Below are 25,976 nucleotides of genomic sequence, written 5' to 3'. Positions count from 1 at the left end.
CCGAATGGACGCGGCCTTCGGGCCGCGTCTTCCCTTATGTCATCTTTATAGGAACGGATGCACAGGCATGACTGCCACATACACTTTCGACGAGTTGAAGCAGGATGTCGCCAGCGGCCGCATCGATACCGTGATCGCGGCTCAGGTCGATATGCAGGGCCGTCTCATGGGCAAGCGGTTCCAGGCGGAATATTTCGTCGAAAGCGCCTACAAGGAGACCCATAGCTGCAACTACCTGCTCGCGACCGACATGGAGATGGAAACCATCTCCGGCTATAAGGCAACGAGCTGGGAGCAGGGCTATGGCGACTACACCATGAAGCCCGATCTCTCGACGCTGCGGCGGCTCCCCTGGCTGGAAGGCACCGCGCTGGTCATCTGCGACGTGCTGGACCACCATACCCATGAGGAGGTGCCGCATTCCCCGCGCGCCATTCTCAAGAAGCAGGTGAGGCGGCTGGAAGACATGGGAATGGCCGCCTTCATGGCGACAGAGCTGGAATTCTTCCTGTTCGATCAGAGCTATGACCAGGCGCGAGAGAGCGGCTATCGCGACCTGAAGCTCGCAAGCGGCTATAACGAGGATTACCACATCTTCCAGACCACCAAGGAAGAGGATGTGATGCGGGCGATCCGCAAAGGATTGCAGGGCGCCGGCGTACCGGTGGAGAACTCCAAGGGCGAGGCTTCGGCCGGCCAGGAGGAAATCAACGTCCGTTACGCCGATGCGCTGACCATGGCCGACCGGCATGTCATCATCAAGAACGCCTGCAAGGAGATTGCCTGGTCGAAGGGCAAGGCCATCACCTTCCTCGCCAAATGGCATTACAGCGCCGCCGGAAGCTCTTCCCATATCCACCAGTCGCTCTGGAGCGCGGATGGCAGCACGCCGCTCTTCTTCGACAAGGAAGGCGAGCACGGCATGTCGGCCACGATGAAGCACTACATGGCAGGGCTTCTCAGCCATGCCAGCGAGATCACCTATTTCCTGGCGCCCTACATCAATTCCTACAAGCGGTTCATGGCCGGCACCTTTGCGCCGACCAAGGCGATCTGGTCGAAGGACAACCGCACGGCGGGTTACCGGCTCTGCGGCGAGGGCACTAAGGGCATCCGCGTCGAGTGCYGCGTCGGCGGTTCCGATCTCAATCCCTATCTCGCCATGGCGGCGTTGATCGCGGCGGGGATCGACGGCATCAAGAAGAAGATGGAGCTGGAGCCCRCCTTCGTGGGCGATGCCTATGGCGGCAAGGGTGTCCGCGAAATTCCGCGCACGCTGCGCCATGCCACCGAACTGATGGACAAGTCCGAGCTGCTGCGGGAAGCTTTCGGGGACGACGTCATCGACCACTACGTGCGCGCAGCCAATTGGGAGCAGGAGGAATACGACCGCCGCATCACCGACTGGGAAGTGGCGCGCGGGTTCGAACGGGCGTAACCGCCCATATCCAACGAAAGAATGGGAATTTCGATCATGACGATGATCCAATGCATCTCGCCGGTCGACGGCTCGGTCTATGCCGAGCGTCCGGCGATGTCGCTGGAGGCGGCGACCGAGACCGTTCAGCGTGCGAGGAAGGCACAGAAGGCCTGGGCGAAGCGGCCGCTCGAAGAGYGGGTACAGCTTGTTCTGAAAGGTGTCGCACGATTGAACGAAATGGCCGACGAGGTGGTGCCGGAACTCGCCTGGATGATGGGACGTCCGGTGCGTTACGGCGGCGAGTTCAAGGGTTTCAACGAGCGTTCCAACTATGTGGCTTCGATCGCTGCGGAGGCATTGGCGCCGATCCGCATCGAGGACAGCGCGAGTTTCGAGCGCCGCATCGAGCGCGAGCCGCATGGCGTCGTTTTCGTCATCGCGCCGTGGAACTACCCCTACATGACGGCCATCAATACGGTCGCACCGGCGCTGATGGCGGGCAATACTGTTATCCTGAAACATGCGGCACAGACGCTGCTCGTCGGAGAACGCCTGGTGCGCGCCTTCGTGGAGGCGGGTATCCCGGAAGACGTGTTCCAGAACGTTTTCCTTGATCACGAGACGACCGCGAAGCTCATCTCGCAGGGCCTCTTCAATTTCATCAATTTTACCGGTTCGGTCGAAGGCGGCCGGTCGATCGAAAGGGCTGCCGCGGGCACCTTCACCGGCATCGGACTGGAGCTCGGCGGCAAGGATCCGGGCTATGTGATGGAGGATGCTGATCTGGAGGCGGCCGTCGACGTGTTGATGGACGGTGCGACCTACAATTCCGGCCAGTGCTGCTGCGGCATCGAGCGCATCTATGTGCACGAAACGCTCTATGACGATTTCGTCGAGAAGTCGGTCGCCTGGGTTTCGAACTACAAGCTCGGTAATCCGCTGGAAAAAGAAACGACACTCGGGCCGATGGCCAACAAGCGGTTCGCCAAGGTGGTGCGCGAGCAGCTCGCCGATGCCGTTTCCAAAGGCGCCAAGGGGCTCATCGATCCGAAGCTCTTCCCGGCCGATGACGGCGGAGCTTACCTCGCGCCGCAGATCCTCGTCGATGTCGATCATTCCATGCCGTTCATGCGCGAAGAAACCTTCGGGCCCGCGGTCGGTATCATGAAGGTGAAGACGGATGACGAGGCGATCGGGCTCATGAACGACAGCCAGTACGGATTGACCGTCTCGCTCTGGACCAAGGATGCCGAACGCGCGGCGAAGATCGGCCGCGAACTCGAAACCGGCACGGTCTTCATGAACCGCGCCGATTATCTCGATCCGGCGCTCGTCTGGACGGGCGTCAAGGAAACCGGCCGAGGTGGTTCGCTTTCCGTGCTCGGCTTCCACAATCTGACCCGCCCGAAATCCTATCATTTGAAGAAAGCAGCTCAATGAATATCGTCGCGAACTGGAGCTATCCCACCGCCGTCAAGCTGGGCCGCGGGCGGATCAAAGAATTGGCGGACGCCTGCAAGACATTGGGACTGAAGAATCCCTTGCTTGTCACCGACCGGGGACTTGCCGCCATGGTGATCACCGGCCATGCGCTGGATATCCTTGATGAGGCAGGGCTCGGACGGGCTATCTTTTCCGAGGTCGATCCCAACCCCAATGAGAAGAATCTCGAAGCCGGCATCAAGGCATACAAGGATGGCGGCCATGACGGTGTCGTGGCTTTCGGCGGCGGCTCTGGTCTCGATCTCGGCAAGCTGATCGCCTTCATGGTGGGCCAGACGCGTCGCGTCTGGGATTTCGAGGATATCGGCGACTGGTGGACACGCGCAGACGCCTCGAAGATCGCGCCCATCATTGCGGTGCCCACGACCGCCGGCACGGGTTCGGAGGTCGGCCGGGCAGGGGTGCTCACCAATTCGGAAACCCATGTGAAGAAGATCATCTTTCATCCAAAAATGCTGCCGGGTGTGGTGATCTGCGATCCGGAGCTCACCATGGGCATGCCGAAGGCGATCACCGCCGGTACGGGCATGGATGCATTTGCCCATTGCCTGGAAGCGTATTCTTCGCCCTTCTATCATCCGATGTCGGGCGGCATCGCGCTCGAAGGCATGCGGCTGGTCAAGGAATTCCTGCCCCGCGCCTTCAAGGACGGCGCGGATCTCGAAGCCCGCACCAATATGATGTCGGCTGCGGCCATGGGCGCAGTCGCATTCCAAAAGGGTTTGGGGGCGATCCATTCCCTCTCCCATCCGATCGGCGCGGTCTACAATACCCATCACGGCATGACCAACGCGGTCGTGATGCCGCCGGTRCTCCGCTTCAATCGCCCGGCAATCGAGGAGAAGATCGCGCGTGCCGCCGCCTATCTCGGCATATCCGGTGGMTTCGACGGCTTCTATGACTACGTGCTTTCGCTGCGCTCGGAACTTGGCGTTCCCGAGAACCTGACGGCCATGGGCATCAAGCCGGATCGAATCGATGAGCTGACCGCCATGGCGATCGAGGACCCGAGTTGCGGCGGCAATCCGGTGCCGATGACCAAGGAAAATACGAGACAGCTTTTCCTGGATTGCTTCTGAGCTGAAAGCGTTGCGGGGCAAGGCGGTGCGACGGCCAGTCCGGCGCGCCGCCCTTGTTTTTCAGGGGATGGACATTTGCGAAGTAACTTTCCTTTTGGTTAAATTAATAAATCATTAACCATGTTTGGAAAGGATATGGGCTATCGGCACCATGCGATGGGTGTCTCTTCGAGCGATGCTGCTCGTACTTCCTTCAAGGAAAGAAAATGCCCGTAATATCCTTCGCCAATGCCAAGGGAGGTGCCGGTAAAACGACCGCAGCGCTCCTGCTGGCCACCGAGCTCGCCCATCAGGGCTTTCGCGTCACCGTCATAGATGGCGATCCGCAGCAGTGGATCAGCCAGTGGTACGAGACCTCCGGCCGCGTGCGCAATATCGAGGTCATATCGGAGGTGACCATTCCCTCGCTGCAGTGTCATCTCCGCGAGATGGCTGCAACGACCGACTATTTCATCATCGATCTGGCGGGCGCGCGCGACGCGTTGGTCACCACGGCGATCAGCCTTTCCGATCACGTGATGATACCGGTTCAGGGGTCGGCCATGGACGCCAAGGGAGCGGCGCAGATCCTCGATCTTTTGTCTTTCCTGAAGGAGAAGGCGAACCTTTCCATTCCCCATTCGGTGGTGCTCACGCGTGTCACCTCCATGGTGACGACGAGGGCGCTTCTCACCATCAAGGGCCTGCTCGCAGCACGCGGCGTCAACGTGCTCAACACTCCGATCGGCGAGCGTGTCGCCTTCAGGGAACTCTTCGAGACCGGCGGCAGTCTTCGGACGCTTGATGCGAGCAGGGTCAGCAATCTCGATAGGGCGCGGGAAAATGCCGATGCCTTTGCAAGGGAGGTTTTGCGCCTGATGCCCGTCAGAACGGCTCGTTCTGCGGCATCCCGACTAATGAACTTGAAGCGCGACGCCGCCTGAGGCGTCCGTCGGCAGAAAAGAAGAAGGCGCCGATCGGCGCCTTTTTGGATTCTTGCGAAATTACTCGACGAATTCGACCGTGGTCCCTGGCTTCACCATCTTGGCAAGCTCGGTGGCATCCCAGTTTGTCAGCCGCACGCAGCCGTGACTGTTGGTCTTGCCGATCTTGGAGGGTTCCGGCGTACCATGGATACCGTAGGTGGGTTTCGACAAGGCGATCCAGACGGTGCCGACCGGGCCGTTGGGGCCAGGGGGGATCTGCAGAATCTTGTCGTTATTGCCCTGCTTGAAGTTGATCTTCGGGTTATAGGTATAGCCGGGATCGAGCGCGATGCGCTGCACCGTATGCGTACCGGTCGGGGAGGGGGTGTCCGTCGAGCCGATGGTTGCCGGATAGGCGGCGATCAGCTTGCCATCCGCTCCGTAGGCGAAGACCTGTTCCTTGCTCTTGTCGGCCACGATGCGCGTGACCTGACCGCTTTTCGCCTGGCCCGGATTGATGACCTTGATGATCGTGCCGGGAATGGAGAAATCGACGCCGGGGTTGAGCGCCTTCAGATAGCTCTCGTCCATGTGGAACTGCTCGGCGAGCTTTTCACTCGTCGAGGTAAACGACATGGCCGGCAACTGAGCCTTGTGCGCATAGTCATCCGGGATCGATGCCACATAGGGACCGGCCGCATCCGCCGCCGTGATGGTATAGTCGACGATCGGCAGGCCGCCCGAATAGGAAAGGCGGCGCATGATGTCTTCGGAATTGTTCGGATCGAGCGTTTCGCCGGTCATTTCCTGCCAGGCGGCGATCGCCTTGTTGACGTTGCCGCCAAGATGGCCGTCGATGACGCCCGGCGAGATGCCTTCACGGTCGAGGAATACCTGCAGCGCGGCGATCTCCGCTTGCGGCTTCTTCTTCACCGGTATGATCGGCCGCTCGGCCTCCAGCGCTTCGCGGCGCTGCTGCTCGGGTTCGATCGAAGCCAGGTCTTCGTTCGGGGCGCCGACACCCGGAGGGGGCGGTTCTTCCAGCGGCATGCGCGTGACAGAATCATAGCGCGGAACGGAGCCGGTCACAACGTCCGGGTCGCCCGGCTGGTATTCGCGATAGTCACGGTAACCGTCACCATACTCGCGGTACCCTCCGGGAGCCGGAGGGTATTCGTCGACGCCGCGCGGACGGTAACCCTCCCGGCGCATTTCGGTCGCCACCACGTTGCCGTAGGCATCCACCAGGACCCGGCGACCCCTGCGATCACGGCGGATGGTTACCTCGCCCTCTTCCGGTATATAGTCGAGGATGGCGCCATCCGGTGCGACGAGAACCGCATCGGACGGGTACCGGTCGTAGTAACGAACCTGCGCCTCGGCCGGGGACGTGCTTTGAAGCGCCGCCCCAAGGGCGAGAGCGAGGCCTGCAAGATAGAAGCGCTTCACGATGACACCGGTTCCTTAAAATGCTTTCAGCCACAAAACCTGAAGGATAGGATTGGTTCCGTATCCGTGCAGTTCCAGCCACAGACAAAGTAATTTTGACAGTAGTGTGGAAAAAATGAATTCGCCGTGAATAGATCCTTAAAATCCTCCATCTAATGCGTAAACACCTATGCGTAACGACCAAATTGGAGCGAACATGAAGGCGTTTTCCGCGGCGGCCGGACCGAAGCTGATGTTGGACCCGGGGTCGGTTCTCGATATCGGTTCATGCTGGATAGGCGGGGTCGATCTTGCACCCGGCCGGGCCATCCCCGACGACGGCGATCCGCGAATCGATCATTCGCTTGAAGGATTCCTCTTCACCTGCGGGCCTGACCATATCCGCCACCCCGAGCCGATCGAGAAACACGCGGACGGAAAGAAATATCCGCTGCATGGATCGTTCTCCTCGCATCCGGCCGAAATCGTGTTCTGGGACGCACAGGAAGAGGGCGCGGAATGCCGGGCGCGGGTGCCGGTCACGATGGCGAACGGCGGGACGGCGCTCCTCGAGCGTCACTGGCGAATCGACGGGGCGACGGGCGAGGTCTCCCTTGCCGACAAGCTGACGAATACGGGCACAAAGGCATTCGCGCCGGTTCACATGTACCATATGAACATCGGCGCCTGGCTGTTCGACGACCATGTGAAACTGACAGGTAGGATGCTGGGAGGCGGAGGTTTTCCCTGGAACTTCGGCGAGGACCCCGGCGGCGTCTTCTGCGTGCCGGCAAAGGAGGCCGGCGAACAGTGGGCGCAAGTCGCGCTCGGTCCGATCGCGGCTATCGGCGGATTGACCCTAAAGGTCAAGTTCCGCACCGACACGCTGCCGCATCTGCAGATCTGGCGCAATCAGCAGGCGCCGGCGCATGTGCTCGGGATCGAGCCGGTCTCGCATCGCTGGGTGAGCCGATACGAGCTCGCCGAAAAGGGGGAACTCCATCAGCTCAAGCCGGGCCGCAGCATCGATTACGCTCTGCGTTTCTGCTTCGTCTGACGCTTGTCCAAGAGCGCGATTGACGCCCCGGCGGCGTCATCGTAATGGGTTGGACCTCATCGAAAAGCCGGAGGGCATTGCCATGGACATCCGCCAGATCAACGACGAGTATTCCGTTACCGGGCAGATCACGGTCGAGGACCTGGATCAGATCAAGGCGATGGGATTCCAATCGATCGTCTGCCATCGTCCGGACGACGAGGAGCCCGGCCAGCCGCACTATGCCGAGATCGAGGCGCGCGCGAAGGAACTCGGTCTCGATATCCGGCACATCCCGGTCGGCCGCATGGGCGTGGAAGCAGAGAGCGTCAACGCAATGGTCGATGCGCTCGACGAATTCCCGCGTCCAATGTTGGGCTTCTGCCGCTCCGGCGCGCGCTCCACGGCCATCTACGAAAAGAGCCAACACATCCGCGGCTGATATCTTCTCATGCCTCGTGCCTTGGCGCGGGGCTTTCCCGCAGCTCATAAATTCAGGAGCATATCCATGAGCATCAAGCGCATCGAGCCGGGCGCCCGCATGAGCGGTGCCGTCGTCCACGGCAACACCGTCTATCTGGCTGGACAGGTCGGCGAAGGCGAAAGCGTCACCGATCAGTGCAAGTCGGCACTGGCCGAAGTGGAGCGCCTGCTTGCCGCCGTCGGCTCCGACAAGTCCAAGATCCTGCAGACTATCATCTACATCTCGGATATGGCCTATTTCGGCGAGATGAACGCCGTTTGGGAAGCGTGGATCGACCCGGCCAACCCACCGGCCCGCGCCACCAGCGAAGCCAAGCTCGCTGCGCCGAAATACAAGGTCGAATTCATCGTCACCGCGGCGGTCTGACCCGCAGGGCGAAATCGAAAAGCCGGCCTTTGGGCCGGCTTTTTTGTTGTATCGTTGTTTGGTGGCGTCATCCTCGGGCTTGTCCCGAGGATATAATCACGTTTGACGTGGACGGATGCTCAGCACAAGGCCGAGCATGACGGAGGGGCAGAGGGCCTGCCGCTCAGCTCCTTTCCCTGATCTGCGTCAGAGTGCGTGCCGGCGTAATGGCTTCCGGGTCAAGCCTGACCTCGATGATCGCCGGCTTTCCGCTGGCGCGAGCCCTGAGATAGGCCGGACCGAAATCCTCCGTCTTTTCCACCAGTTCGCCATGGCCGCCGAAAGCCTGCGCATAGGCAACGAAATCCGGATTGACGAGGTCGGTCGCGCTGACACGGCCTGGATATTCCCGCTCCTGATGCATGCGGATCGTGCCGTAGATGCCGTTGTTAACGAGCACTGTGATGATCGGCAGGCCATAGCGAACGGCGGTGATGAATTCCTGGCCGTGCATCATGAAGCAGCCGTCGCCGGCAAAGCAGACGACTTCTCGCTCGGGGAAAAGCTGCTTGGCGGCGACCGCCGCCGGCAGGCCGTAGCCCATCGAGCCGGATGTGGGCGCCGACTGGGTGTTGTATTTCCGAAAGCGGTGGAAGCGGTGCAGCCAGGTGGCATAGTTGCCGGCGCCATTGGTGAAGATCGCGTCGTCCGGCACGTTCTCTTCGATCCATCGCATGATCGGCCCCATATGCACGGCGCCGGGACCGGTCTCGGGGGGCGTCGACCACTTGAGATAGGCGTCGTGCATGGCGGACTTGCGTTCGGCCCAGAGGGGGAGGGCCGGCGGTTCCAGGTCCTTGATCGCCTCAACGAATTCGGCGGGAGCGGCGCAGATCGCGAGGTCCGGGCGGTAGAGGCGGCCGAGTTCTTCCGGGTCGGGGAAGACGTGGATGAGCTTCTGCTTCGGATAGGGGATATCGATCAGCGAATAGCTGGAGGAGGGCATTTCCGACATGCGGCTGCCGATGAGGACGAGCAGATCGCTCTCCTTGATCTCCTTGGCCAGTGCCGGATTGATGCCGATGCCGACGTCACCCGCATAGGAGGGATGCAGGTGGTCGAACAGCATCTGGCGGCGGAAGGAGCAGCCGACCGGAACCTTGAAGCGGCTGGCGAAAGCCTGGAAATCAGCGACCGCCCGCTCGTTCCAGCGCGTGCCGCCGAGGATGAACATCGGGCGCTGTGCTTCTTTCAGCATCGCCTCGAAAGCCGCGATCTGGCTCTTGCCGGGATGGCTCTCAACGGGAGCATAGGACCGTGCCTCGGGGGCTTCGACCTCATCCGTCAGCATGTCTTCGGGAAGCGTCAGAACGACCGGACCTGGACGGCCCGAAGTCGCCACGGCAAAGGCGCGGGTGACGAATTCCGGGATGCGGCGGGCGTCGTCGATCTCGCCCACCCATTTTGCGAACTCGGTGAAGGCGCGGCGGTACTCGACCTCTTGGAAGGCCTCGCGCTCCTTCATGTCGCGGCCGACCTGGCCGATGAAGAGGATCATCGGGATGGAATCCTGCCTTGCGACATGCAGGCCGGCGGAAGCATTGGTGGCGCCGGGGCCACGGGTTACCATGCAGATGCCCGGCTCGCCAGTGAGGCGGCCCCAGCTATCGGCCATCATCGCCGCGCCGCCTTCCTGGCGGCAGACCAGCACGTCGATGCCGCTGTCGTAAAGCGCGTCGAGCACGGCCAGATAGCTTTCTCCCGGCACGCAGGAGACGCGCTTGACCCCGTTCGCCTTCAGCGTTTCGACGATGAGTTGGCCTCCGGTCTTCATGCCTGTTTCCCCTTGTTTTCCAGTTGGGCGAGTTCGGCCAGCACCTCGGCCGTGTGTTCCCCGAGCTTGGGGCTCGGGCGGCTATAGTGCAACGGCGTTTCCGACAGAACGATCGGGCTGCGGACGCCTGGAATAACCGTGCCATCCGCGGCTTCCAGATCGACGCGCAATCCGCGTGCCTTCACCTGCGGGTCTTCGAACATTTCCTCGATAGAGTTGATTGGCCCGGCCGGCACGGCATTCTCCCCGCAGGCGGCAAGAAGGGCGGCCTTCTTCCACTTCGCAGTTTCGGCGGTCACCCGCCGGCGGACTTCCTCGCGATTGGCGACACGGGCCTTGTTGGTGGCGAAGCGTTCGTCATCCGCCATCGCCTCCATGCCGAGGGTGCGGCAGAGGCGGCGGAACTGGCCGTCGTTGCCCACCGCGAGGATCAGGTGCCCGTCTTCCGCGGGGACCACTTCATAGGGCGAGATGTTGGGATGGGCATTTCCAAGCCGCGTCGGAGGCTTTCCGGAGACCAGATAGTTCATGTTCTGGTTGGCGAGCACCGCGGCCTGGACATCGAGGAGCGCCATATCGACCATCTGGCCTTCCCCTGTTCTCATCGCATGGATCAATGCGCCCTGGATGGCGGTGACGGCATAGATGCCGGTAAAGATGTCGGCGATCGCGACGCCCGCCTTCATCGGCTGGCCCTCCGGCTCGCCGGTGATCGACATGAAGCCCGACATGCCCTGCACGATATAGTCGTAGCCCGCGAGATTGGCATAGGGGCCGTTCTGGCCGAAGCCGGTGATCGAGCAATAGACGAGTTTCGGATTGATCTTCCGGAGGCTTTCGTAATCGAGTCCGTATTTGACGAGCCCACCCAACTTGAAGTTCTCGATCAGCACGTCGGCGCTGGCCACAAGGCGGCGGACCGTCTCCTGGCCTTCGTCCGTTTTGAGATCGACTGCGATGGAGCGCTTGCCTCGGTTGGTGGCGTGATAGTAGGCGGCGGAAAGGTTCTCGCCATCCTTGCCTTCCACGAAGGGTGGCCCCCATGTGCGGGTATCGTCGCCGCCCTCGGGATGTTCCACCTTGATGACATCGGCGCCCATATCGGCCAGAATCTGCCCCGCCCAGGGGCCGGCCAGCACGCGGGCAAGCTCGATGACGCGAATTCCGGAAAGGGGCGGTTTCTTCTGATGTGTATCGATCATGTCGGCTTTATGGGTTCACGGATGTTTCGCTGGAACGGGTCACCGGCTTGGATGCAACGCGCCGCTCCCGCCAGATGATGTAGAGGCCGGAGCCGATGATAATTGCGATGCCGAGCCACTTCACGGCATCGGGGAAGTCGCCGAAAACCAGCCAGCCGAACAGGGTGGCCGAGACGATCTCCAGATATTGCAGCGGCGCGAGCACGGAGGCAGGTGCGGCCCGATATGCATAGACCGCCAAGATGCCGGAAATCGCGGCCGTGAGGCCGACGCCGGCAAGAAAGCCCCAGGTCAGCAAGTCTGGTAGGGAGGGCTTCAGCACCTCGGTTCCGGTTGTGTGGCCGAGCGCCAGCAATAATCCGCAGATCGGCAGGCCCCAGAGCGCCATCTGGAACTGCATGGACCACGGGTCCTCCCGATGGGCAAGCGCTCTGGTCATCAAGGCGAAGATGGCCACGCAAAAAGCGGTGACGATGGGCAGGAGAGCGACGTAGCCGATCTCCTCGAAGCTCGGGMGGATGACGATCATCGCGCCGATGAAGCCGACGACGCAGGCGGTATAGCGGCGCCACCCGATCGTTTCCTTCAGGAAGATGCTGGAAAGCACGGTGAGAATGATCGGTTCGACGAAGAAGATCGCGACCGCATCGGCCACTTCCATGACGGCAAGCGTCGCAACGAAGCAGACCATGGAAAGCGTAATGAGCGCGGCGCGGATCGCATGGAATCCGCTCATTCGCCATGATAGATTGCGCCAGGAGCCGTTCCACAGCACCAGCGGCAGCATGAAGATCGCCTGAAAGAAAAAGCGGGCAGTGGTGATAACCGTCGGCGATGTGCTAGCCGTCGCCAGCTTGGCGAAAGTGTCGATCAGCGGTGCTATAAGCATCGCCAGCACCATCAGTCCGAGGCCGTTGGCGATCCCGGTCGTAGGGACGGAAATATTGGCAGGATTGCCGGCTGGCGAAGTCATGCTGCTCCACTTTCGCGCGAAGGCTCGTCGGCCGCTCCTCCTGCCGATCGCCTGGAAGTTCTATAGCCGGGAGTTCGGCCGGAAGCACTTGAATAAATGTCATGAACTCATTCCGAAGGCTTCATCCGCCGATGCCGAAGCGGGCAAGACATCCTTCGCCCAGGCTGCCAGCTCGGCTATGGCCTCTTGCCGGACGCTGGTGTTCAGGGTCTCGTGGCGGGTAGCGGGCCAGATCCTGGCGGTGACGCCCGTCAAGCCCGTCGCCCTCAAACGCCCGGAAAGCCAGAGGACCGCCCGGCCGTAATCGGTGGCCGGGTCCTCCGTCCCGCCGACCAGATGGATCGGGAGATCCTTCGGCAGACGGTGAGCGAGTTTGGGAGCGCGGAAAGTGAGTTCGAAGAGGTCGAGCCAGAGAGAGACGCTGGCATCGAAGCCGCAGAGCGGATCGGCAATATAGGTATCGACGATCTCCGGATCATGGCTCAGCCAATCGAACGGCGTGCGATGGCCGGGGATGGACTTCCCCCAGGCGGCGAAGGTGAGTTTGGGAAGCAGGCCGCTCGGCACGTCCGAACCCTTCAGTGCTCTTTCGGTCAGCAGGATCGCCTGGGCTGCCCGGCCCGCAAGACCTGGATTGAAGTTGGAGTTCCAGACCGCGACTGCATCGAAATCCCTTGGATATTCGATCGCCGCATTGAGCGCGATGAGCCCGCCCATGGAATGGCCGAAGAGAAGCACTGGCAGGCCAGGATGCGCCGCCACAGCCATATCGCGCATTGCCTTCACATCATCGAGCACGTAGCGCGCGCCGTCTCGCCGTGCGAAACGGCCGATCGGAGCATCGGGAGCAATCGTCTCGCCGTGGCCGCGGTGATCATGGACGTAAACCTGGAAGCCATTGGCGGCCATCGCCTCGGCAAAGTCGCGGTAGCGTTTGGAATGCTCGGCCAGCCCATGGCTGACGACGATGATCCCGCGTGCGGGTGCCGCTGCCGGCTGATAATGATAGGCGAGGTTTGCGCCAGTCGGGCTGGCGAACCATTTCGTTTCCTCGAACATCCTATTCCTCCCCAGCTGACGCATTGCCCCTGCGGCTTTCTTCGCCTACATAGCGGCAAACCGAAAAATCCCCCTCGCGGAGCGTTCTTCATGGCACGTCAGTTCATCTATCACATGGCCGGGCTCAACAAGTCCTACGGCAACAAGAAGGTTTTGGAAAACATCCACCTTTCTTTCTATCCGGATGCCAAGATCGGCATTCTCGGCCCGAACGGTGCCGGTAAGTCGACCGTCCTCAAGATCATGGCCGGACTCGACAAGGAATTCACCGGCGAAGCCTGGCTGGCGGAAGGCGCCACCCTCGGCTATCTGCCGCAGGAGCCGAAGCTCGACCCGTCCAAGACCGTGATGGAAAACGTCATGGAAGGGGTGGCCGACAAGAAGGCGATCCTCGACCGTTACAACGAGCTGATGATGAACTATTCCGACGAGACGGCGGAAGAGGGCGCCAAGCTCCAGGATATCATCGACAGCCAGAACCTGTGGGACCTGGAAAGCCAGGTCGAGATGGCGATGGATGCGCTGCGCTGCCCGCCGGGCGACGCCTCCGTCGAAAATCTCTCCGGTGGTGAAAAGCGCCGCGTCGCGCTCTGCCAGCTCCTGCTGCGTCAGCCCGATCTGCTGCTCCTCGATGAACCGACCAACCACCTGGACGCCGAGACCATCGCCTGGCTTGAAAAGCACCTACGCGAATATCCGGGCGCCATCCTGATGGTTACCCACGACCGCTACTTCCTCGACAACGTCACAGGCTGGATCCTCGAGCTCGACCGTGGCCGCGGTATTCCGTACGAAGGCAACTATTCCGCCTACCTGCAGGCCAAGGCGAAGCGCATGGCGCAGGAAGAGCGCGAAGAGGGTGCCCGCCAGAAGGCGCTCGCCCGTGAACAGGAGTGGATCGCATCCTCGCCGAAGGCCCGCCAGGCAAAGTCGAAGGCCCGTATCCGCGCCTATGACGAACTGGTTGCGGCAGCCGAGAACCGCCGTCCCGGCGAAGCGCAGATCATCATTCCGGTCGGCGAACGCCTCGGTCAGGTGGTCATCGAGGCGGAGAACCTCTCCAAGTCCTATGGCGATAAGGTCCTCTTCGAAAATCTCTCCTTCAAGCTGCCGCCCGGCGGCATCGTCGGCGTCATCGGCCCGAACGGCGCCGGCAAGTCGACGCTGTTCAAACTCATCACCGGACAGGAAAAACCGGATTCCGGGGATATTCGCATCGGCGAGACCGTCGATCTCGGCTATGTGGACCAGAGCCGCGACCATCTGGACGGCAACAAGACCGTCTGGGAGGAAATCTCCGGCGGCAACGACATCCTCAAGCTCGGCAAGTTCGAGATGAACTCGCGCGCCTATTGCGGTGCCTTCAATTTCAAGGGCGGCGACCAGCAGCAGAAGGTCGGCAATCTCTCCGGCGGCCAGCGCAATCGCGTTCATCTCGCGAAGATGCTGAAATCCGGCGGCAACGTCATCCTGCTCGACGAGCCGACCAACGACCTTGATACCGAAACGCTTGGCGCCCTCGAAGAGGCGCTGGAAAGCTTCGCCGGCTGCGCGGTCATCATCAGCCATGATCGCATGTTCCTCGATCGTCTCGCGACGCATATCCTGGCCTTCGAGGGCGACAGCCACGTCGAATGGTTCGAAGGCAACTTCGAGGACTATGAGAACGACAAGGTGCGCCGCCTGGGGCCGGAATCGGTCAATCCCAAGCGCGTTACCTACAAGAGGCTGACGCGGTAAGCTCGGGTCATGCCCTTGGCTTCCTGACCGAGGTAAAGGAACGAATATCGAGAAGGGCGACGCTGGACGTCGCCCTTTTGTCATGTGTGCAAGTTCCAGTTATGGCTTGCGCGAAAACTAAAAATCACATAAACATATCTTTATATGTTGATTGGTGAGGACGCGCCGCATGGGAATGGCCCTCGACAACCTGGTGGATATTTTGAAGACAGCCGGCGAGCCGACACGCTTCCGGCTGCTGGCGCTGCTGGCTGCCGGCGACCTGACGGTCACCGATCTTACCGAAATTCTCGGTCAGTCGCAGCCGCGCATTTCCCGGCATCTGAAGCTTCTGACCGAAGAAAATCTCATCGACCGCTATCAGGAAGGCGCATGGGCCTATTTCCGGCTGAAGCATGACGGGGAGGCCGCCGCGCTGGTGCGCACGCTTCTTGCCGCAGCTTCGGAGGAGGACCCGGTCCTGCTGCGCGACGGCGAGCGTCTTGCGACCGTCAAGCGCCAGCGGGCGGAGCGCGCCCAGACCTATTTCAGCCTGAATGCCTCCGCATGGGACGAATTGCGCAAGCTGCATGTGAGCGACGCAGCTGTTGAGGCGGCGCTTGTCCGGATGATTGGTAGGACGCCGGTGGATGCTCTTCTCGATCTCGGCACCGGTACCGGCCGCATCCTGCAATTGCTCTCGGATATCTACCGTCGTGCCGTCGGCATCGATGCGAGCCGCGACATGCTCTCGGTCGCACGCGCCAATCTCGACAAGGCGGGCATCGTCAAGGCTTCCGTGCGGCATGGCGATATCCTCAACTTGCCGCTCGAGGGCCAGGATTTCGACCTCATCATCATCCATCAGGTGCTGYATTTCCTCGATCAGCCGGAGCTGGCGATTGCAGAAGCCGCGCGCGTTCTGCGCCCCGGCGGACGGTTGGTGATCGTCGATCTGGCGCCGCATGCGCTCGAATATCTTCGCGACGAGCATGCGCATGTGCGCCTTGGTTTTTCGCATCAGACGATGGCCGAATGGCTTGAGAAGGTGGGTCTCGAAGTGCAGGAGGCGATCGATCTTGCCTCCGGCAAGCAGGGCGCCCCGGCACTCACCGCCACCGTCTGGCTTGCGCGCGACCGCCGCCTGYTGATCGCCGATACCGCGCCGGCGGAATCCCTTTCCGTTCTTTCCGGGAGCTGAACCATGAAATCCACCGGTGTGCGCGAAGCCTTCGGCATCTCCTTCGAATTCTTCCCGCCGAAGTCGGACGAGATGGAGGTCCAGCTCTGGGATACGGTCGAGAAGCTCGTTTCCTGGGACCCCGATTTCGTTTCCGTTACCTATGGCGCGGGCGGCTCCACCAAGGCGCCGACGATCGAAGCCGTGCGCCGCCTGATCCATGAAACGCCGCTTGCGACGGCCGCTCACCTGACCTGTGTCGATGCTTCCAGGGAGGAAGTGCGTTCGGTCGTGGAGGAGTACCGTGCTACGGGTGTGCGCCGTATCGTGGCGCTGCGCGGCGATCCGACAGGCGGAATCGGCACGGCCTATGAGCCGCATCCGGAAGGCTATACGGATACGGCGGATCTGGTGCGGGCCCTGGTCGAATTCGGCGATTTCGACATATCCGTTTCCGCCTATCCGGAAAAGCATCCCGAGAGCCCCGATCTTTCCGCCGATATCGAAACGCTCAAGCGCAAAGCCGACGCAGGGGCGCACCGGGCGCTGACGCAGTTCTTCTTCGACAACGATATCTTCGAGCGCTACCTGGAAAAGGTGGCGGCGGCGGGCATTACCATTCCGGTCGTTCCGGGGATCATGCCGATCCAGAATCTTACCCAGTTGAAGCGCTTTGCGCGCCGCTGCGGCTCGTCCGTGCCGTCATTCCTGGACGACCGGTTCGAAAGCTATGACGACAAGCCCGAGGAGCGCGCGGAAATCGCAGCCGATATCGCCGCCGAGCAGATCGATGATCTGATGCGCCGGGGTATCCGCGATTTCCATATCTATACGATGAACCGCGCACCGCTCGTTTCCGCCGTGCTCGAAAGGCTCGGACGCCGACGGGTGGAAGAGAAGGCCGGAGCTGCCGCATGAAAAAACGCATGCTCCGGGGAGCATGCGTTTTCAGAAATGTGCTGGATGTATCAAGCGTTCACGGATGCGAGAGTGGTTGGTAGTGGGGAGAACCTGTGGCGCCTAGATGAAGAGCATTGACGCCACGAAAACAAACGCTGCACCGACTACCAGGACATTGAGAGAATAAACACGTCCCATGTCTGCCTCCTTGCGTTGACCGTTAGAGTGTATGTCGGTTTTGTGGCAAATGGGAAGTCGCTTTTTGTGCTGCGGCGCAGCATGCGTATGGGGATAAGTTTTCAATACCTACACTAAGTGACTGATATTAAGCTAAAAATATCCCTGATATCCGGACTTGCGGGGGTTAAAAAACTCTTCTCGGCCTGTTAATATTCGTTACGTTTTGTGAGGTTTTGACCTTCTCAGCGACATATCAGGACACTTTGCTGCCGGCTTTGACGCGCCTGCGAAACAGCCTTCCGTCGAGCAAAAGCAGCCCGAATCCGATCAGCAGCATGCCCCCGACATGGCTTGGCGAGAGACGCTCGCCGAGGAAAATCGCGCCGAGAAGGATCGCGCTTGGCGGCACGAGAAGCGTCACAAGCGAGGTATTAGTGGCGCCCGCCAATGTCAGGATGCGGAAGAAGAGAAGGTAGCCGTAAGCGGTCGAAAGAAGTGCCAGCCCGAGAATGGCAGCGATAGCGCCTGCGGACGGCATTGGAAGCAGCCAGGGCTGATCGGCGACGAATGYAATCGGCAGCATCATCAGCGAGGAGGCGGTAAGCTGGCCTGTCGCCGTGACGGGGGCAGGAAGGTCGCGGAACCGTTTGCCATAGGTGCTGGCCGCACCATAGGAGACGGCTGCAAGCACGGGCAGTACGAGCGCCCAAAGGGGCGCGGACGCGGCATCGAACACTCCGGGCCCGATGAGCGCCGCCGTTCCGGCAAGGCCCGCGAGGCAGCCGGAAAGCTTGGCGGCCGTGAGTTTCTCGTCGCTCGTCCAGCGATTGGCGATCAGCACGGTCCAGATCGGCGTGGTGGCGTTGAGAATGGAAGCGAGGCCCGCGCCGATCTCCGTCTGGCCGAAGAAGATCAGCGTGTGGGGCAGAGCATTGTTGGCGAAGCCCAGCACGAGGAAGGGGCGCCAGTTCGCAAGGAGCGTCGCGTAAAGCCCGAAACGGCCGTGGAGATAGATGTGAAGCGCCAGCGCGGCCAGCGCGAGGCGCAGGAAGACCAGCGTGAAGGGCGGCACTTCGAGCACCGCCACACGCGCAAAGAAGAAGGAGCCGCCCCAGATGAGGCCGAGCAGGAAAAGCAAGGCCCAGGCTTTGGCGCTGGGTCTTTGGCTGGCGATCGTGTTCACGCGGTTTCTCCCTTTATCCAAGGGATAGTCCGCCTCATCGGCGATTGCCACCCGAATCCTGCGAAGCCGGGTGGCTTGCCAACCAAAAGTATCAGGAGCTTACAGAGCTTCCAGCAGCGTGGCCGTCGGCCAGCCGTCGGCCGGCATGCCGAGCCGCGCCTGTTCCTTCTGCACAGCCGTGCGCGTGCCGGAGCCGAGAATGCCGTCGACCTTGCCTACATCGTGGCCGCGGCCCTGCAGCTTCGCCTGCAGCGCCTTCATGCCGCTGTCATCGAGGCCCTGGTCCGGCGTGCCCTTCTGGTAGGGCGGTGCGCCGGAAAGCCGGGTCGCGAAATAGGCGGCGGAGGTCGTGTAGATGAAGGACTGGTTCCATTCGAGATAGACGGCGAAATTCGGATATGTGAGGAAGGCCGGTCCCTTGCGGCCCTGCGGCAGTATGAGGGCGGCGGGTAGGTTGCCGAGGGAGGTGTTGCCATCCCGCGGGGTTACGCCAAGCGCGAACCATTCGCTCGCGGGGACTTCGTTTCCGAGGCCGGATTTCTCCCAGGGAAGGTTTTCCGGCAGGGAGACTTCCTGGATCCAGGGTTCGCCGCGGCGAAAGCCGAGGCTCTGGATGAACTTCGCAGCCGTGAGGATGGCGTCCGGCGCGCTCTGCTTGACGTTGATATGGCCGTCACCGTCGCCATCGACGCCATAGGCGATGATATCCTCGGGCAGCATCTGTACCTGCCCGATCTCACCGGCCCAGGCGCCGGTATTGGTGGCGGGGTCGAGATCGCCGTGCTGCACCATCTCGGTCAGCGCGATCAGCTGCGGACGGAAGAGTTCCGGCCGGCGGCAGTCATGGGCAAGCGTTACGAGGGCGTTGCGCGTGTTGAAATCGCCCTGGACGGCTCCGAAATCCGTCTCCATGGCCCAGAAGGCGGTAATGACGCCCGGCGCCACGCCGAATTCGCGCTCGGCCCGGGCAAAGACATCAGCATATTGCTTCAGCTTCTGGCGGCCGATGTCCAGCCTGGCCTGGCTGACAGTGCGTTGGGAGAACTCCAGGAAGGTCTGGCGGAACACGCCCTGGGCTCGGTCTCGCGAAAGAACCTTCTCATCGATCTGCGCTCCGGCAAGCGCCCTGTCGGCAGCTTCCGCGGGGACGCCCTTGGTGATCGCTTCCGCCTTCACGCCTTCCAGAAAGGCGCCGAGATCGCCGCCGCAGGCGGGCGCCTGTTGTTGAGCGAGCGCGGTCGAAGAAAGGGAGCCGACAAGGATGGATGCAAGGCCGAGACGGCGGGCGAAGGCGAGGGACATTTCGAAGTTTTCCTAGCAGGGTTCAGGTGATCGCCTGATTTCCTCGAAATTTGTGACGAAACATGGGAAATCGGTCGAGAAGGCGCACTCTTTATCGCAACCTTTCGTGCAATTCCATCATCATTTGCCGGCCGAGGCGACCCATTTGTTCCAGTTCTTCGCCGTTCCGGCAAAGACGTTGATATCCGTCTGACCCTTGATGCCCGGTACGATGCCGGTAGAGGTATATTGCCAGAAAGCCCAGCGGCGCGCCTCGTAGATATCCTTGGGGTGGGCCGCGACCGAGCGAACCCAGAAATGATAGTCATCGAAATAGCCGATCAGATTGTCGCGATGGAAATCGACCGAGGTGTAGATGATCGGCCGTTTGCCATAATGGGCCTCCAGACGATCCATGAACTTCTTCATCTCAGCGCGAACGACCGCCGCGGGCGGCCTGTATTTGCAGGTCGGAGAACTCGGATTCCATTCGACGTCCAGCACCGGCGGAAGGTGCATGGAAGACTTCGGAATGCTGCGGATGAACCAGTCGGCCTGGGCATCGGCGGTGGAGCAGAAATAATAGAAATGATAGGGCGCGTGCGGAACGCCCGCGGCAGCCGCGTTGCGCCAATTGTTCTCGAAGGCGGGGTCGATTCTGTCGGCGCCTTCGGTCGCCTTGATGAAGGCGAAGGAAACGCCGGACTTCTTCACGCTCCGCCAATCGATGTCGCCGTTCCACTTGGAGACGTCGATGCCATGAACTTCATGGCGATGCGGGTGATTGTAGCCGAAATCCTGCGGGTCGTTGTCGTGGAAACGGGGCGTTGCGACCGAGGCCGTTTCCATCAGGTCGTAATCCGTGGCGCTGCAGCCCGCCAGCAGGGTCGCTGTCGCAAGGATTGCGAAAAGAAGTCGAGGCATGTGTGTCCCGCGCTGCCCTATCCCATGTTCCCCCTTGTCCCACAGAGGGGACGGGAAGGGTGAACTCCTCATCCACCATATCGCCGTAAAAAATCGCTTAGGGCAAGTAGCAGGGGTGCAGAAATTTCAACCGCGACGCCGGATGACGGCATGCCAGGCATAGCCGCGGCCGATTTCCTCGAAGATCATGTCGGCGTTAGCGGCGRCAAGGCGGCTTTCCAACACTTCGTGCAGATTGGGGCGGGGCGTGACGTGGAAGCGGGTAAGCCAGGTCCTCAGCAGGCGGCCGAACCAGCCCGGCAGATGCTCCTGCTGGCCGAAATCGACGATATGCAGCGAACCGCTCGGCCCAAGCGCGGCAAGCGCCGCATCCACCGCCTTTTCCCAGTCCGGAATCATCGAGAGAGCGTAGGAGATCAGAATACGATCGAAACCCGCCACGCCGAACTCTTCCGGCCTGAATGCGGTCGCATCGGCCACGCGGAAGGTGGGCTTCTCCGTCTTATGGCGGAAATTGGCACGGGCGCTTTCCAGCATTTCGGAGGAAATATCGAGACCGTAGAGGGTCGCTGCCGGATAGAGCCGATGGGCAAGCAAGAGGTTCCTGCCGGTGCCGCAGCCGACTTCGAGAAGCGTTCCTCCAGTCGGCATCCGGAGACCGGCGATCGCCTGGTCGCGGCCGAAGAGGTAATATTTGCGGGTGAGATCGTAGATATGCCGCTGGTAGCGATACATCCGGTCCATGCGCTCGGCATGATTGCCGGAGAGGGGATCGCTCGCCATATCCACCGTCATCAGCCATTCCTCGCATAGATGTGAAAGCCGCCATAGATAGCGGAGCGGTCCCTTAGGTTCAGTTCGTGGGAGCGATCTTCGAGATAGGTCCACTGGTTGCGGATTGTTTCGGAGACGCGGTCGTCGATGACGCTCTTTTCGGCGGCGGTGCGGAAGATCACGCGGGCGCCCGGCGCGGCGGTGCGGGTGATTTCCGACCAGAGGTCGTTGAGCTGCGGGTCCGTCATCCAATCCTGTGCATCGAGCAGAACGTAGCGATCGACGGAGACCGCGGACTTGGCCGCAAGCAGCTCGGTGAAGCTTGCGTGATGAACCGTGACCCGGTCGACATTGTCGCGGATCGCCTCGTAGTTCTCCGCCTGCAGGTAGGATGGCAGTACGCCTTCCCCGGCCGTGGGATAGCGGCGAGCGAATGCCTGCCAGGCAAAGTAGTTTTCGCGCAGCGGAAAATGGCAGGCGAGCTTTTCCAGCCTTTGGCGCAGTACGGGTGCGATAGATCCGTCTCCCGCGAGGCTTGCCAGTTCGTCATATTGCTGCGGCGGAATGCCGAGGCCGAAAAGCGAGCTCTTGCGGCTTGTTATCCAGCGGATGAGCGGCTTGTCGAAGAGCGGAGCGACGCGGTCGTCGAAAAACTGGCGCTGTTCGCGCAATGAGCGAGCCTTGGCCATCTCGGTCAGGTCGATGCCGTGCAGCCGGGCGATCAGGTGGCCTGTGCCGATGAAACGGCCGAGCAGGCCGGTCCTGTAGATGTTGCGATCGAAGACCTCGACCCTGCGGCCGGATAGCGTGCGCTTCTCCCAATAGGCGCGGGTCGCAGCATCGAGATGAGGGGCGATGAAGGCATCGTAACCCTTGCTGTTGGTCTCGCGACCTTCTTCTGCGAGGAAGCGGACGACGTCGGAATGAGCTGGCATGTGCCGGAAGGCGGCGAGTTTCAGCCGGTTCAGGGCAACATGGTGGGGATTGAGATCGACCACATCGATCTTCTGCGGTCCGCAGGACAGGTAGGCGAGCATGTTGCAGCCGCCCGAGGCGATGGTGACGATCCTGTGCTCTTTCCCGAGCTCCATGGCCGCCATGTCCACTTCGGGGTCTTCCCAGATCTGCGGGTAAACCAGTCCCGAGAACAGCAGGCCGAAAAGGCGTTCCGAAAAACCTTTCGCCGAGAGGGCTTTGTGCTGCAGAAGAGCCTGTCTCAGCTTCTGGTTTTTCAGAAAACCAGCTTCCTGTGCAATTTCGGCCATCGTCGAATCCCGCCTCGCCGTGAGTTTCGCCGCGTGTAACCCCCCTCTGCTACAGATTGATGACGGAGCCTGTGTGAAGGCCGTTCCTTTCTTCGTAAGACGGCGAAAGCCCCTTTCTTCCGTGCCGGTTTCCTGCTTGCATGCAGCTTAACTGAAGGAGGACGAGGATGCGGATCGTGGCCCGACTGCTGAAAATTGGTTTGGCTATCCTTCTCGTCTGCATCATCGGCCTTCTTGCCTGGCTCCATTTCGTCCCGCCGGCGTTGCTCAGGGTTGGCAGCGGGTATTCAGCCAAGATCGTCTGTTCCAACGTTTTTCTCGCCGGAAGGGACGAGGAGGATGTGCTTGCCGTCGACGTTCAGGCGCCTGGTCATCCGCTTCTGAGGCTCATGTGGGTCACCGTCGATCGGGAGAAAAAGAGCGTTCATGCGGCGCTGCTCGGCTTCATCGCCGGCAATGACGCCGTCTACCGGGATGGGCTCGGCTGCACGGTGACACCTGATGGGAGCACCGCCCCGATGGACGTGGCCATGGGTCCCACGTCGGCACTTGAGGGCGAGGAAGATCTCCCCTGGCCGGAAGGCGAGGGAATGGAATCGAATCAGGCGGTTGCAAGGATTCTTTCAGACGCAGCTCTCACCGGTCCGGGGATGCGTGCTGTTGTCGTCATCAAGAACGGTCGAATCGTGGGCGAGGCCTATGGCACCGGCTTTTCGAGCGATACGCCGCTGCTCGGCTGGTCCATCACGAAAAGCGTTAACGCCGCCATCATCGGGACCCTCATCCGCGACGGGCGATTGTCGCTGGAAGAAAGAAACCTCTTTCCGAAATGGCAAGGCGACGAGCGCGGCGCGATCCGCCTCGCCGATCTGCTCGCCATGGAAAGTGGCCTTGCCTTCAACGAGAACTACGGAACCGTCGCCGATGTGACCCGCATGCTGTACCTCGAATCGGATATGGCGGGTTTTGCCGCCGATGCGATACTGGAAGCGCCGCCAGGAACGCGCTTCAACTATTCCTCGGGCACGTCGGTGATGCTTTCCAGGATATGGATTTCGAGGATCGGCGACGAGAGGGCTGCGCTCGCCTATCCGCGCGGAGCGCTATTTGCTCCCCTCGGAATGACGAGCGCGGTCATGGAGCCGGACGCCGCCGGTACGTTCGTCGGCAGTTCCTACATGTATGCGACAGCGCGCGATTGGGCGCGTTTTGCGCTGTTGCTTCTTCGCGACGGCGTCTGGAACGGGAAACGGCTGCTGCCGGAAGGTTTCGTCGCGATGATGCGGCAACCGAACGGCACGACCGATCATTACTCGAGGATGCAGACCTGGCTTGCGGGCAGCGACGACGAGGGCGTTCCTGCCGATACCTTCTTCCTGCAAGGGCACGACGGGCAGACGATCGCGATCATCCCCTCGCTCGACATGGCGGTTATTCGGCTCGGGCTGACGCCGAGATGGAACGGCTATGATCCGGATAGGCTGATTGCGGAAATGGCCAAGGCGCTGCCCTGACGGCTATTTCTCCAGAACGTGCAGCATGCCGCGACGCTTCGCATCGTAGTAATAGCCGCGGGCATAGAGGCGGATGGCGTTGTCGTTGCTGTTGTCGGCGACGAGCCAGGCACCGCGCAGGTATTTGACCGCATATTTCAGGTTGGTCTCGGCATCCAGAAGGCCTTCTGGCGAGCCCTGATAGCCCATGGATTTAGCGGTCGGATAGCTGATTTGCATCAGGCCCCAGTAGCCGCCCTTGTGGTGGGCCTTGGGATTGTAGCGGCTTTCGCGGTGCACGACGCGATGAACGAGCGATTCCGGCACGCCGTACAGTCCCGCATATCGCCTGATGAGCTTTGTGAGCTCCGGCGGGCTGGCGGAGGCCGTTGTCGGCAGCGGGTCGCCCGGTGCGGGTGGGAAATCCTTGGCGGATTCGAGGGCGGATATCGCCGCCACCGCCTTCGGGCCGGCGGCATAGGCGAGCGTTGAGGTATCCGGCCGCGGCGTCGGAATGGCGCTCTGCAGGGCGACCATGTCCGGCGTCAGTTCTTCTTCGTCCGGGGCGACCGCCTGGGCTGCAGCTGGCGATATTTCGCCGCTCGCCACGGCCTGGGTAATCCGGGCGGTTTTGGTTGCCGCCGTCGGAGCAAGCGCCGCCGTCTGCAGAGGCGCGGCAGCCGCAGGGGCTGCTGGGGGCACGGGATCGGCGGCGAAGGCCACTTGCGGCGCCATTTCAGGCGAGGCCATGGCGGCGGCCTGGGCAACAGTTACGGTTTCGTTCGAGGGGACTGCAATCTGAAGGCGGCCGGTCTTGGCGAGCACCGCGCTCTGTTGCGCTTCAGCCGGCTTTCCAGCGGCTTCCGCCGCCTGGGCCGAGGGTTGATCGGAACTCTGGGTCGGGGCCGTAGTCTCGGCCGCCGAAAGCTTCGTCTCCTTTGCAGGCTCGACGCTGGAGCAACCTGCAAGCGTCGTCGATACCGCAAAGGCCACCGCCGCCTTACGGCCGAAGAACCGGTTTATCGCCATGGGGTCGCTTTCATGAAATTGGTTGTCCCGCCCGCCCAATATGCCTCCGAACGAGCGTTTTCATTAACCTATTGGGAATGGCCGGGCAAGACGGTGCCGTTCACGCGGCGATTCGGCGGTACCCGGCGCTGACCGCGCGCCTGGAGATGAATTGCGTCTGCAGCTTGCGGGAGGCGGGAGAGAAGCGGGCGGGGCGACGCATGCGGTTCAGGGTCCGGCGCGGAAACAGCACGTGGATGGTCGCTCCGAGCGCGGCGCAGGCGAGGAAGGCTGCCTGCATCTGCAGAGCCTGGGGAATGACGGGCTGTGAGGGATCGAGAAATTGCGCAAGAAGAACCGAAAACAGGATGATGTAGCGCGGCCCGAACACGCTTTTGCCGAAGAGACAGGCGAATACCCGGGCGAGGCGCTTTTCCGGAAGATTGTCGTTGTCCGCAATCGGTCCGACGATTTTCGGATCCTGAAACGACCAGAGCACGTAGAGCATCAGGTAGGCGGCGCCGACCCATGACAATACATCCATGACGCGCGGCAGGGCGATGGCAATCAGGCCGAGCGGCACCGCCGCGATCAGGAAGGCGGTCGTCAGGCCGAGGCTGACGCCCGGTATCGTCGCAATGGCGGTTAACCGGCCACGCTGCAGGGCATAGCCGGCGGTAAGACAGGCGAGGGGACTCGGAAGCGCGGCGAGAAGTATGGAGGTCGCAACAAAAGCGAACCAGGTTTCAGCCGTCATTCCTCTCCCTCCAGGGCGCCGGACCCGGCCCGATCACCCGCCTT

Annotated in this window: 23 protein-coding genes; 11 read left to right on the top strand and 12 right to left on the bottom strand. The window is 61.5% G+C overall.

The window, feature by feature from the left end:
• Window positions 1-67 precede the first annotated feature (67 nt).
• From LCM4573_RS00555 to LCM4573_RS00540, 4 genes are all read left to right on the top strand, one after another.
• Window positions 68-1,438, top strand: coding sequence for a glutamine synthetase family protein (locus LCM4573_RS00555; protein WP_071003922.1), 1,371 nt, complete (start codon window positions 68-70; stop codon window positions 1,436-1,438).
• 36 nt (window positions 1,439-1,474) lie between these two features.
• The gene (locus LCM4573_RS00550) at window positions 1,475-2,860 is read left to right on the top strand and encodes an aldehyde dehydrogenase family protein (RefSeq protein WP_071005056.1); all 1,386 of its coding nucleotides are present in this window, start codon (window positions 1,475-1,477) and stop codon (window positions 2,858-2,860) included.
• Window positions 2,857-4,002 carry an iron-containing alcohol dehydrogenase gene (locus LCM4573_RS00545; RefSeq protein ID WP_071003921.1) on the top strand — a complete coding sequence of 382 codons (1,146 nt, stop codon included), beginning with the start codon at window positions 2,857-2,859 and terminating at the stop codon, window positions 4,000-4,002. The genes LCM4573_RS00550 and LCM4573_RS00545 overlap by 4 nt, the downstream gene beginning before the upstream one ends.
• Window positions 4,003-4,208: 206 nt before the next feature.
• Window positions 4,209-4,925: a ParA family protein gene (locus LCM4573_RS00540; RefSeq protein WP_071003920.1), complete on the top strand. Its 717-nt coding sequence runs from the start codon at window positions 4,209-4,211 to the stop codon at window positions 4,923-4,925.
• Between the two features lie 60 nt (window positions 4,926-4,985).
• Here the strand turns inward: LCM4573_RS00540 and LCM4573_RS00535 are convergent, their stop codons facing one another.
• Complete coding sequence (locus LCM4573_RS00535; protein WP_071003919.1) at window positions 4,986-6,356, bottom strand: L,D-transpeptidase; 1,371 nt, start codon at window positions 6,354-6,356, stop codon at window positions 4,986-4,988.
• A gap of 196 nt (window positions 6,357-6,552) precedes the next feature.
• Between LCM4573_RS00535 and LCM4573_RS00530 the strand changes: the two genes are divergently transcribed.
• From LCM4573_RS00530 to LCM4573_RS00520, 3 genes are all read left to right on the top strand, one after another.
• Complete coding sequence (locus tag LCM4573_RS00530) at window positions 6,553-7,392, top strand: DUF4432 family protein (protein WP_071003918.1); 840 nt, start codon at window positions 6,553-6,555, stop codon at window positions 7,390-7,392.
• Window positions 7,393-7,474: 82 nt separating this feature from the next.
• Entirely contained in the window at window positions 7,475-7,813 is a 339-nt protein-coding gene (locus LCM4573_RS00525; protein ID WP_071005055.1) for a TIGR01244 family sulfur transferase, read from the top strand.
• Between the two features lie 66 nt (window positions 7,814-7,879).
• Complete coding sequence (locus LCM4573_RS00520; protein WP_071003917.1) at window positions 7,880-8,221, top strand: RidA family protein; 342 nt, start codon at window positions 7,880-7,882, stop codon at window positions 8,219-8,221.
• A gap of 163 nt (window positions 8,222-8,384) precedes the next feature.
• On the opposite strand, the gene LCM4573_RS00515 is transcribed toward LCM4573_RS00520, so the two are convergent.
• The 4 genes from LCM4573_RS00515 to LCM4573_RS00500 all read right to left on the bottom strand — a co-directional run bounded on the left by LCM4573_RS00515 (window position 8,385) and on the right by LCM4573_RS00500 (window position 13,268).
• Window positions 8,385-10,034, bottom strand: a complete 1,650-nt coding sequence (locus LCM4573_RS00515) for a thiamine pyrophosphate-binding protein (RefSeq protein WP_071003916.1) — start codon at window positions 10,032-10,034, stop codon at window positions 8,385-8,387.
• Window positions 10,031-11,236, bottom strand: a complete 1,206-nt coding sequence (locus LCM4573_RS00510; RefSeq protein ID WP_071003915.1) for a CaiB/BaiF CoA-transferase family protein — start codon at window positions 11,234-11,236, stop codon at window positions 10,031-10,033. The genes LCM4573_RS00515 and LCM4573_RS00510 overlap by 4 nt, the downstream gene beginning before the upstream one ends.
• Before the next feature lie 7 nt (window positions 11,237-11,243).
• A complete protein-coding gene (locus tag LCM4573_RS00505; RefSeq protein WP_071003914.1) occupies window positions 11,244-12,209 on the bottom strand; it encodes a DMT family transporter in 966 nt (321 codons plus the stop codon).
• A 99-nt stretch (window positions 12,210-12,308) separates the two neighbouring features.
• On the bottom strand, window positions 12,309-13,268 hold the full coding sequence (locus LCM4573_RS00500; RefSeq protein WP_071003913.1) for an alpha/beta hydrolase: 960 nt from the start codon (window positions 13,266-13,268) through the stop codon (window positions 12,309-12,311).
• Window positions 13,269-13,358: 90 nt separating this feature from the next.
• Between LCM4573_RS00500 and ettA the strand changes: the two genes are divergently transcribed.
• The 3 genes from ettA (at window position 13,359) to metF (ending at window position 17,085) form a co-directional block, all read left to right on the top strand.
• Complete coding sequence (gene ettA / locus LCM4573_RS00495; protein WP_071003912.1) at window positions 13,359-15,008, top strand: energy-dependent translational throttle protein EttA; 1,650 nt, start codon at window positions 13,359-13,361, stop codon at window positions 15,006-15,008.
• Window positions 15,009-15,177: 169 nt separating this feature from the next.
• Window positions 15,178-16,188, top strand: coding sequence for a metalloregulator ArsR/SmtB family transcription factor (locus LCM4573_RS00490; protein WP_071003911.1), 1,011 nt, complete (start codon window positions 15,178-15,180; stop codon window positions 16,186-16,188).
• A gap of 3 nt (window positions 16,189-16,191) precedes the next feature.
• A complete protein-coding gene (gene metF, locus LCM4573_RS00485) occupies window positions 16,192-17,085 on the top strand; it encodes a methylenetetrahydrofolate reductase [NAD(P)H] (protein WP_071003910.1) in 894 nt (297 codons plus the stop codon).
• 415 nt (window positions 17,086-17,500) lie between these two features.
• Here the strand turns inward: metF and LCM4573_RS00480 are convergent, their stop codons facing one another.
• From LCM4573_RS00480 to LCM4573_RS00460, 5 genes are all read right to left on the bottom strand, one after another.
• Complete coding sequence (locus LCM4573_RS00480) at window positions 17,501-18,430, bottom strand: DMT family transporter (protein WP_244505197.1); 930 nt, start codon at window positions 18,428-18,430, stop codon at window positions 17,501-17,503.
• Window positions 18,431-18,529: 99 nt separating this feature from the next.
• Window positions 18,530-19,732 (bottom strand): lytic murein transglycosylase, encoded by a 1,203-nt coding sequence (locus LCM4573_RS00475; RefSeq protein ID WP_071003909.1) that lies wholly within the window; start codon window positions 19,730-19,732, stop codon window positions 18,530-18,532.
• A gap of 120 nt (window positions 19,733-19,852) precedes the next feature.
• Complete coding sequence (locus LCM4573_RS00470; RefSeq protein WP_071003908.1) at window positions 19,853-20,635, bottom strand: GH25 family lysozyme; 783 nt, start codon at window positions 20,633-20,635, stop codon at window positions 19,853-19,855.
• 126 nt (window positions 20,636-20,761) lie between these two features.
• The gene (locus tag LCM4573_RS00465; RefSeq protein WP_071003907.1) at window positions 20,762-21,430 is read right to left on the bottom strand and encodes a class I SAM-dependent methyltransferase; all 669 of its coding nucleotides are present in this window, start codon (window positions 21,428-21,430) and stop codon (window positions 20,762-20,764) included.
• Window positions 21,430-22,674 carry a DUF3419 family protein gene (locus LCM4573_RS00460; protein ID WP_071003906.1) on the bottom strand — a complete coding sequence of 415 codons (1,245 nt, stop codon included), beginning with the start codon at window positions 22,672-22,674 and terminating at the stop codon, window positions 21,430-21,432. Before LCM4573_RS00460 ends, LCM4573_RS00465 begins: the two co-directional genes overlap by 1 nt.
• A 167-nt stretch (window positions 22,675-22,841) precedes the next feature.
• On the opposite strand from LCM4573_RS00460, the gene LCM4573_RS00455 reads away from it, so the two are divergent.
• Window positions 22,842-24,188, top strand: coding sequence for a serine hydrolase (locus LCM4573_RS00455; RefSeq protein ID WP_071003905.1), 1,347 nt, complete (start codon window positions 22,842-22,844; stop codon window positions 24,186-24,188).
• Between the two features lie 3 nt (window positions 24,189-24,191).
• Here the strand turns inward: LCM4573_RS00455 and LCM4573_RS00450 are convergent, their stop codons facing one another.
• Window positions 24,192-25,196, bottom strand: coding sequence for a lytic transglycosylase domain-containing protein (locus LCM4573_RS00450; RefSeq protein ID WP_071003904.1), 1,005 nt, complete (start codon window positions 25,194-25,196; stop codon window positions 24,192-24,194).
• Between the two features lie 100 nt (window positions 25,197-25,296).
• Complete coding sequence (locus LCM4573_RS00445; protein ID WP_071003903.1) at window positions 25,297-25,932, bottom strand: LysE family translocator; 636 nt, start codon at window positions 25,930-25,932, stop codon at window positions 25,297-25,299.
• Between the last annotated feature and the right edge of the window lie 44 nt (window positions 25,933-25,976).

It is taken from the genome of Rhizobium sp. LCM 4573 (assembly GCF_001854865.1).
In the GTDB taxonomy this organism is placed as follows: Bacteria; Pseudomonadota; Alphaproteobacteria; order Rhizobiales; family Rhizobiaceae; genus Neorhizobium.
Note: the sequence above shows the minus strand (reverse complement) of the source record. Positions and strands in the feature narration are given on the sequence as shown.

Coding starts and splice junctions, on each gene's coding strand:
- LCM4573_RS00525 (WP_071005055.1), top strand. CDS start 7,475: ATGGACATCCGCCAGATCAACGACGAGTATTCCGTTACCGGGCAGATC.
- LCM4573_RS00510 (WP_071003915.1), bottom strand. CDS start 11,236: ATGATCGATACACATCAGAAGAAACCGCCCCTTTCCGGAATTCGCGTC.
- metF (WP_071003910.1), top strand. CDS start 16,192: ATGAAATCCACCGGTGTGCGCGAAGCCTTCGGCATCTCCTTCGAATTC.
- LCM4573_RS00540 (WP_071003920.1), top strand. CDS start 4,209: ATGCCCGTAATATCCTTCGCCAATGCCAAGGGAGGTGCCGGTAAAACG.
- LCM4573_RS00475 (WP_071003909.1), bottom strand. CDS start 19,732: ATGTCCCTCGCCTTCGCCCGCCGTCTCGGCCTTGCATCCATCCTTGTC.
- LCM4573_RS00470 (WP_071003908.1), bottom strand. CDS start 20,635: ATGCCTCGACTTCTTTTCGCAATCCTTGCGACAGCGACCCTGCTGGCG.
- LCM4573_RS00500 (WP_071003913.1), bottom strand. CDS start 13,268: ATGTTCGAGGAAACGAAATGGTTCGCCAGCCCGACTGGCGCAAACCTC.
- LCM4573_RS00520 (WP_071003917.1), top strand. CDS start 7,880: ATGAGCATCAAGCGCATCGAGCCGGGCGCCCGCATGAGCGGTGCCGTC.
- LCM4573_RS00530 (WP_071003918.1), top strand. CDS start 6,553: ATGAAGGCGTTTTCCGCGGCGGCCGGACCGAAGCTGATGTTGGACCCG.
- LCM4573_RS00460 (WP_071003906.1), bottom strand. CDS start 22,674: ATGGCCGAAATTGCACAGGAAGCTGGTTTTCTGAAAAACCAGAAGCTG.
- LCM4573_RS00515 (WP_071003916.1), bottom strand. CDS start 10,034: ATGAAGACCGGAGGCCAACTCATCGTCGAAACGCTGAAGGCGAACGGG.
- LCM4573_RS00445 (WP_071003903.1), bottom strand. CDS start 25,932: ATGACGGCTGAAACCTGGTTCGCTTTTGTTGCGACCTCCATACTTCTC.
- ettA (WP_071003912.1), top strand. CDS start 13,359: ATGGCACGTCAGTTCATCTATCACATGGCCGGGCTCAACAAGTCCTAC.
- LCM4573_RS00450 (WP_071003904.1), bottom strand. CDS start 25,196: ATGGCGATAAACCGGTTCTTCGGCCGTAAGGCGGCGGTGGCCTTTGCG.
- LCM4573_RS00455 (WP_071003905.1), top strand. CDS start 22,842: ATGCGGATCGTGGCCCGACTGCTGAAAATTGGTTTGGCTATCCTTCTC.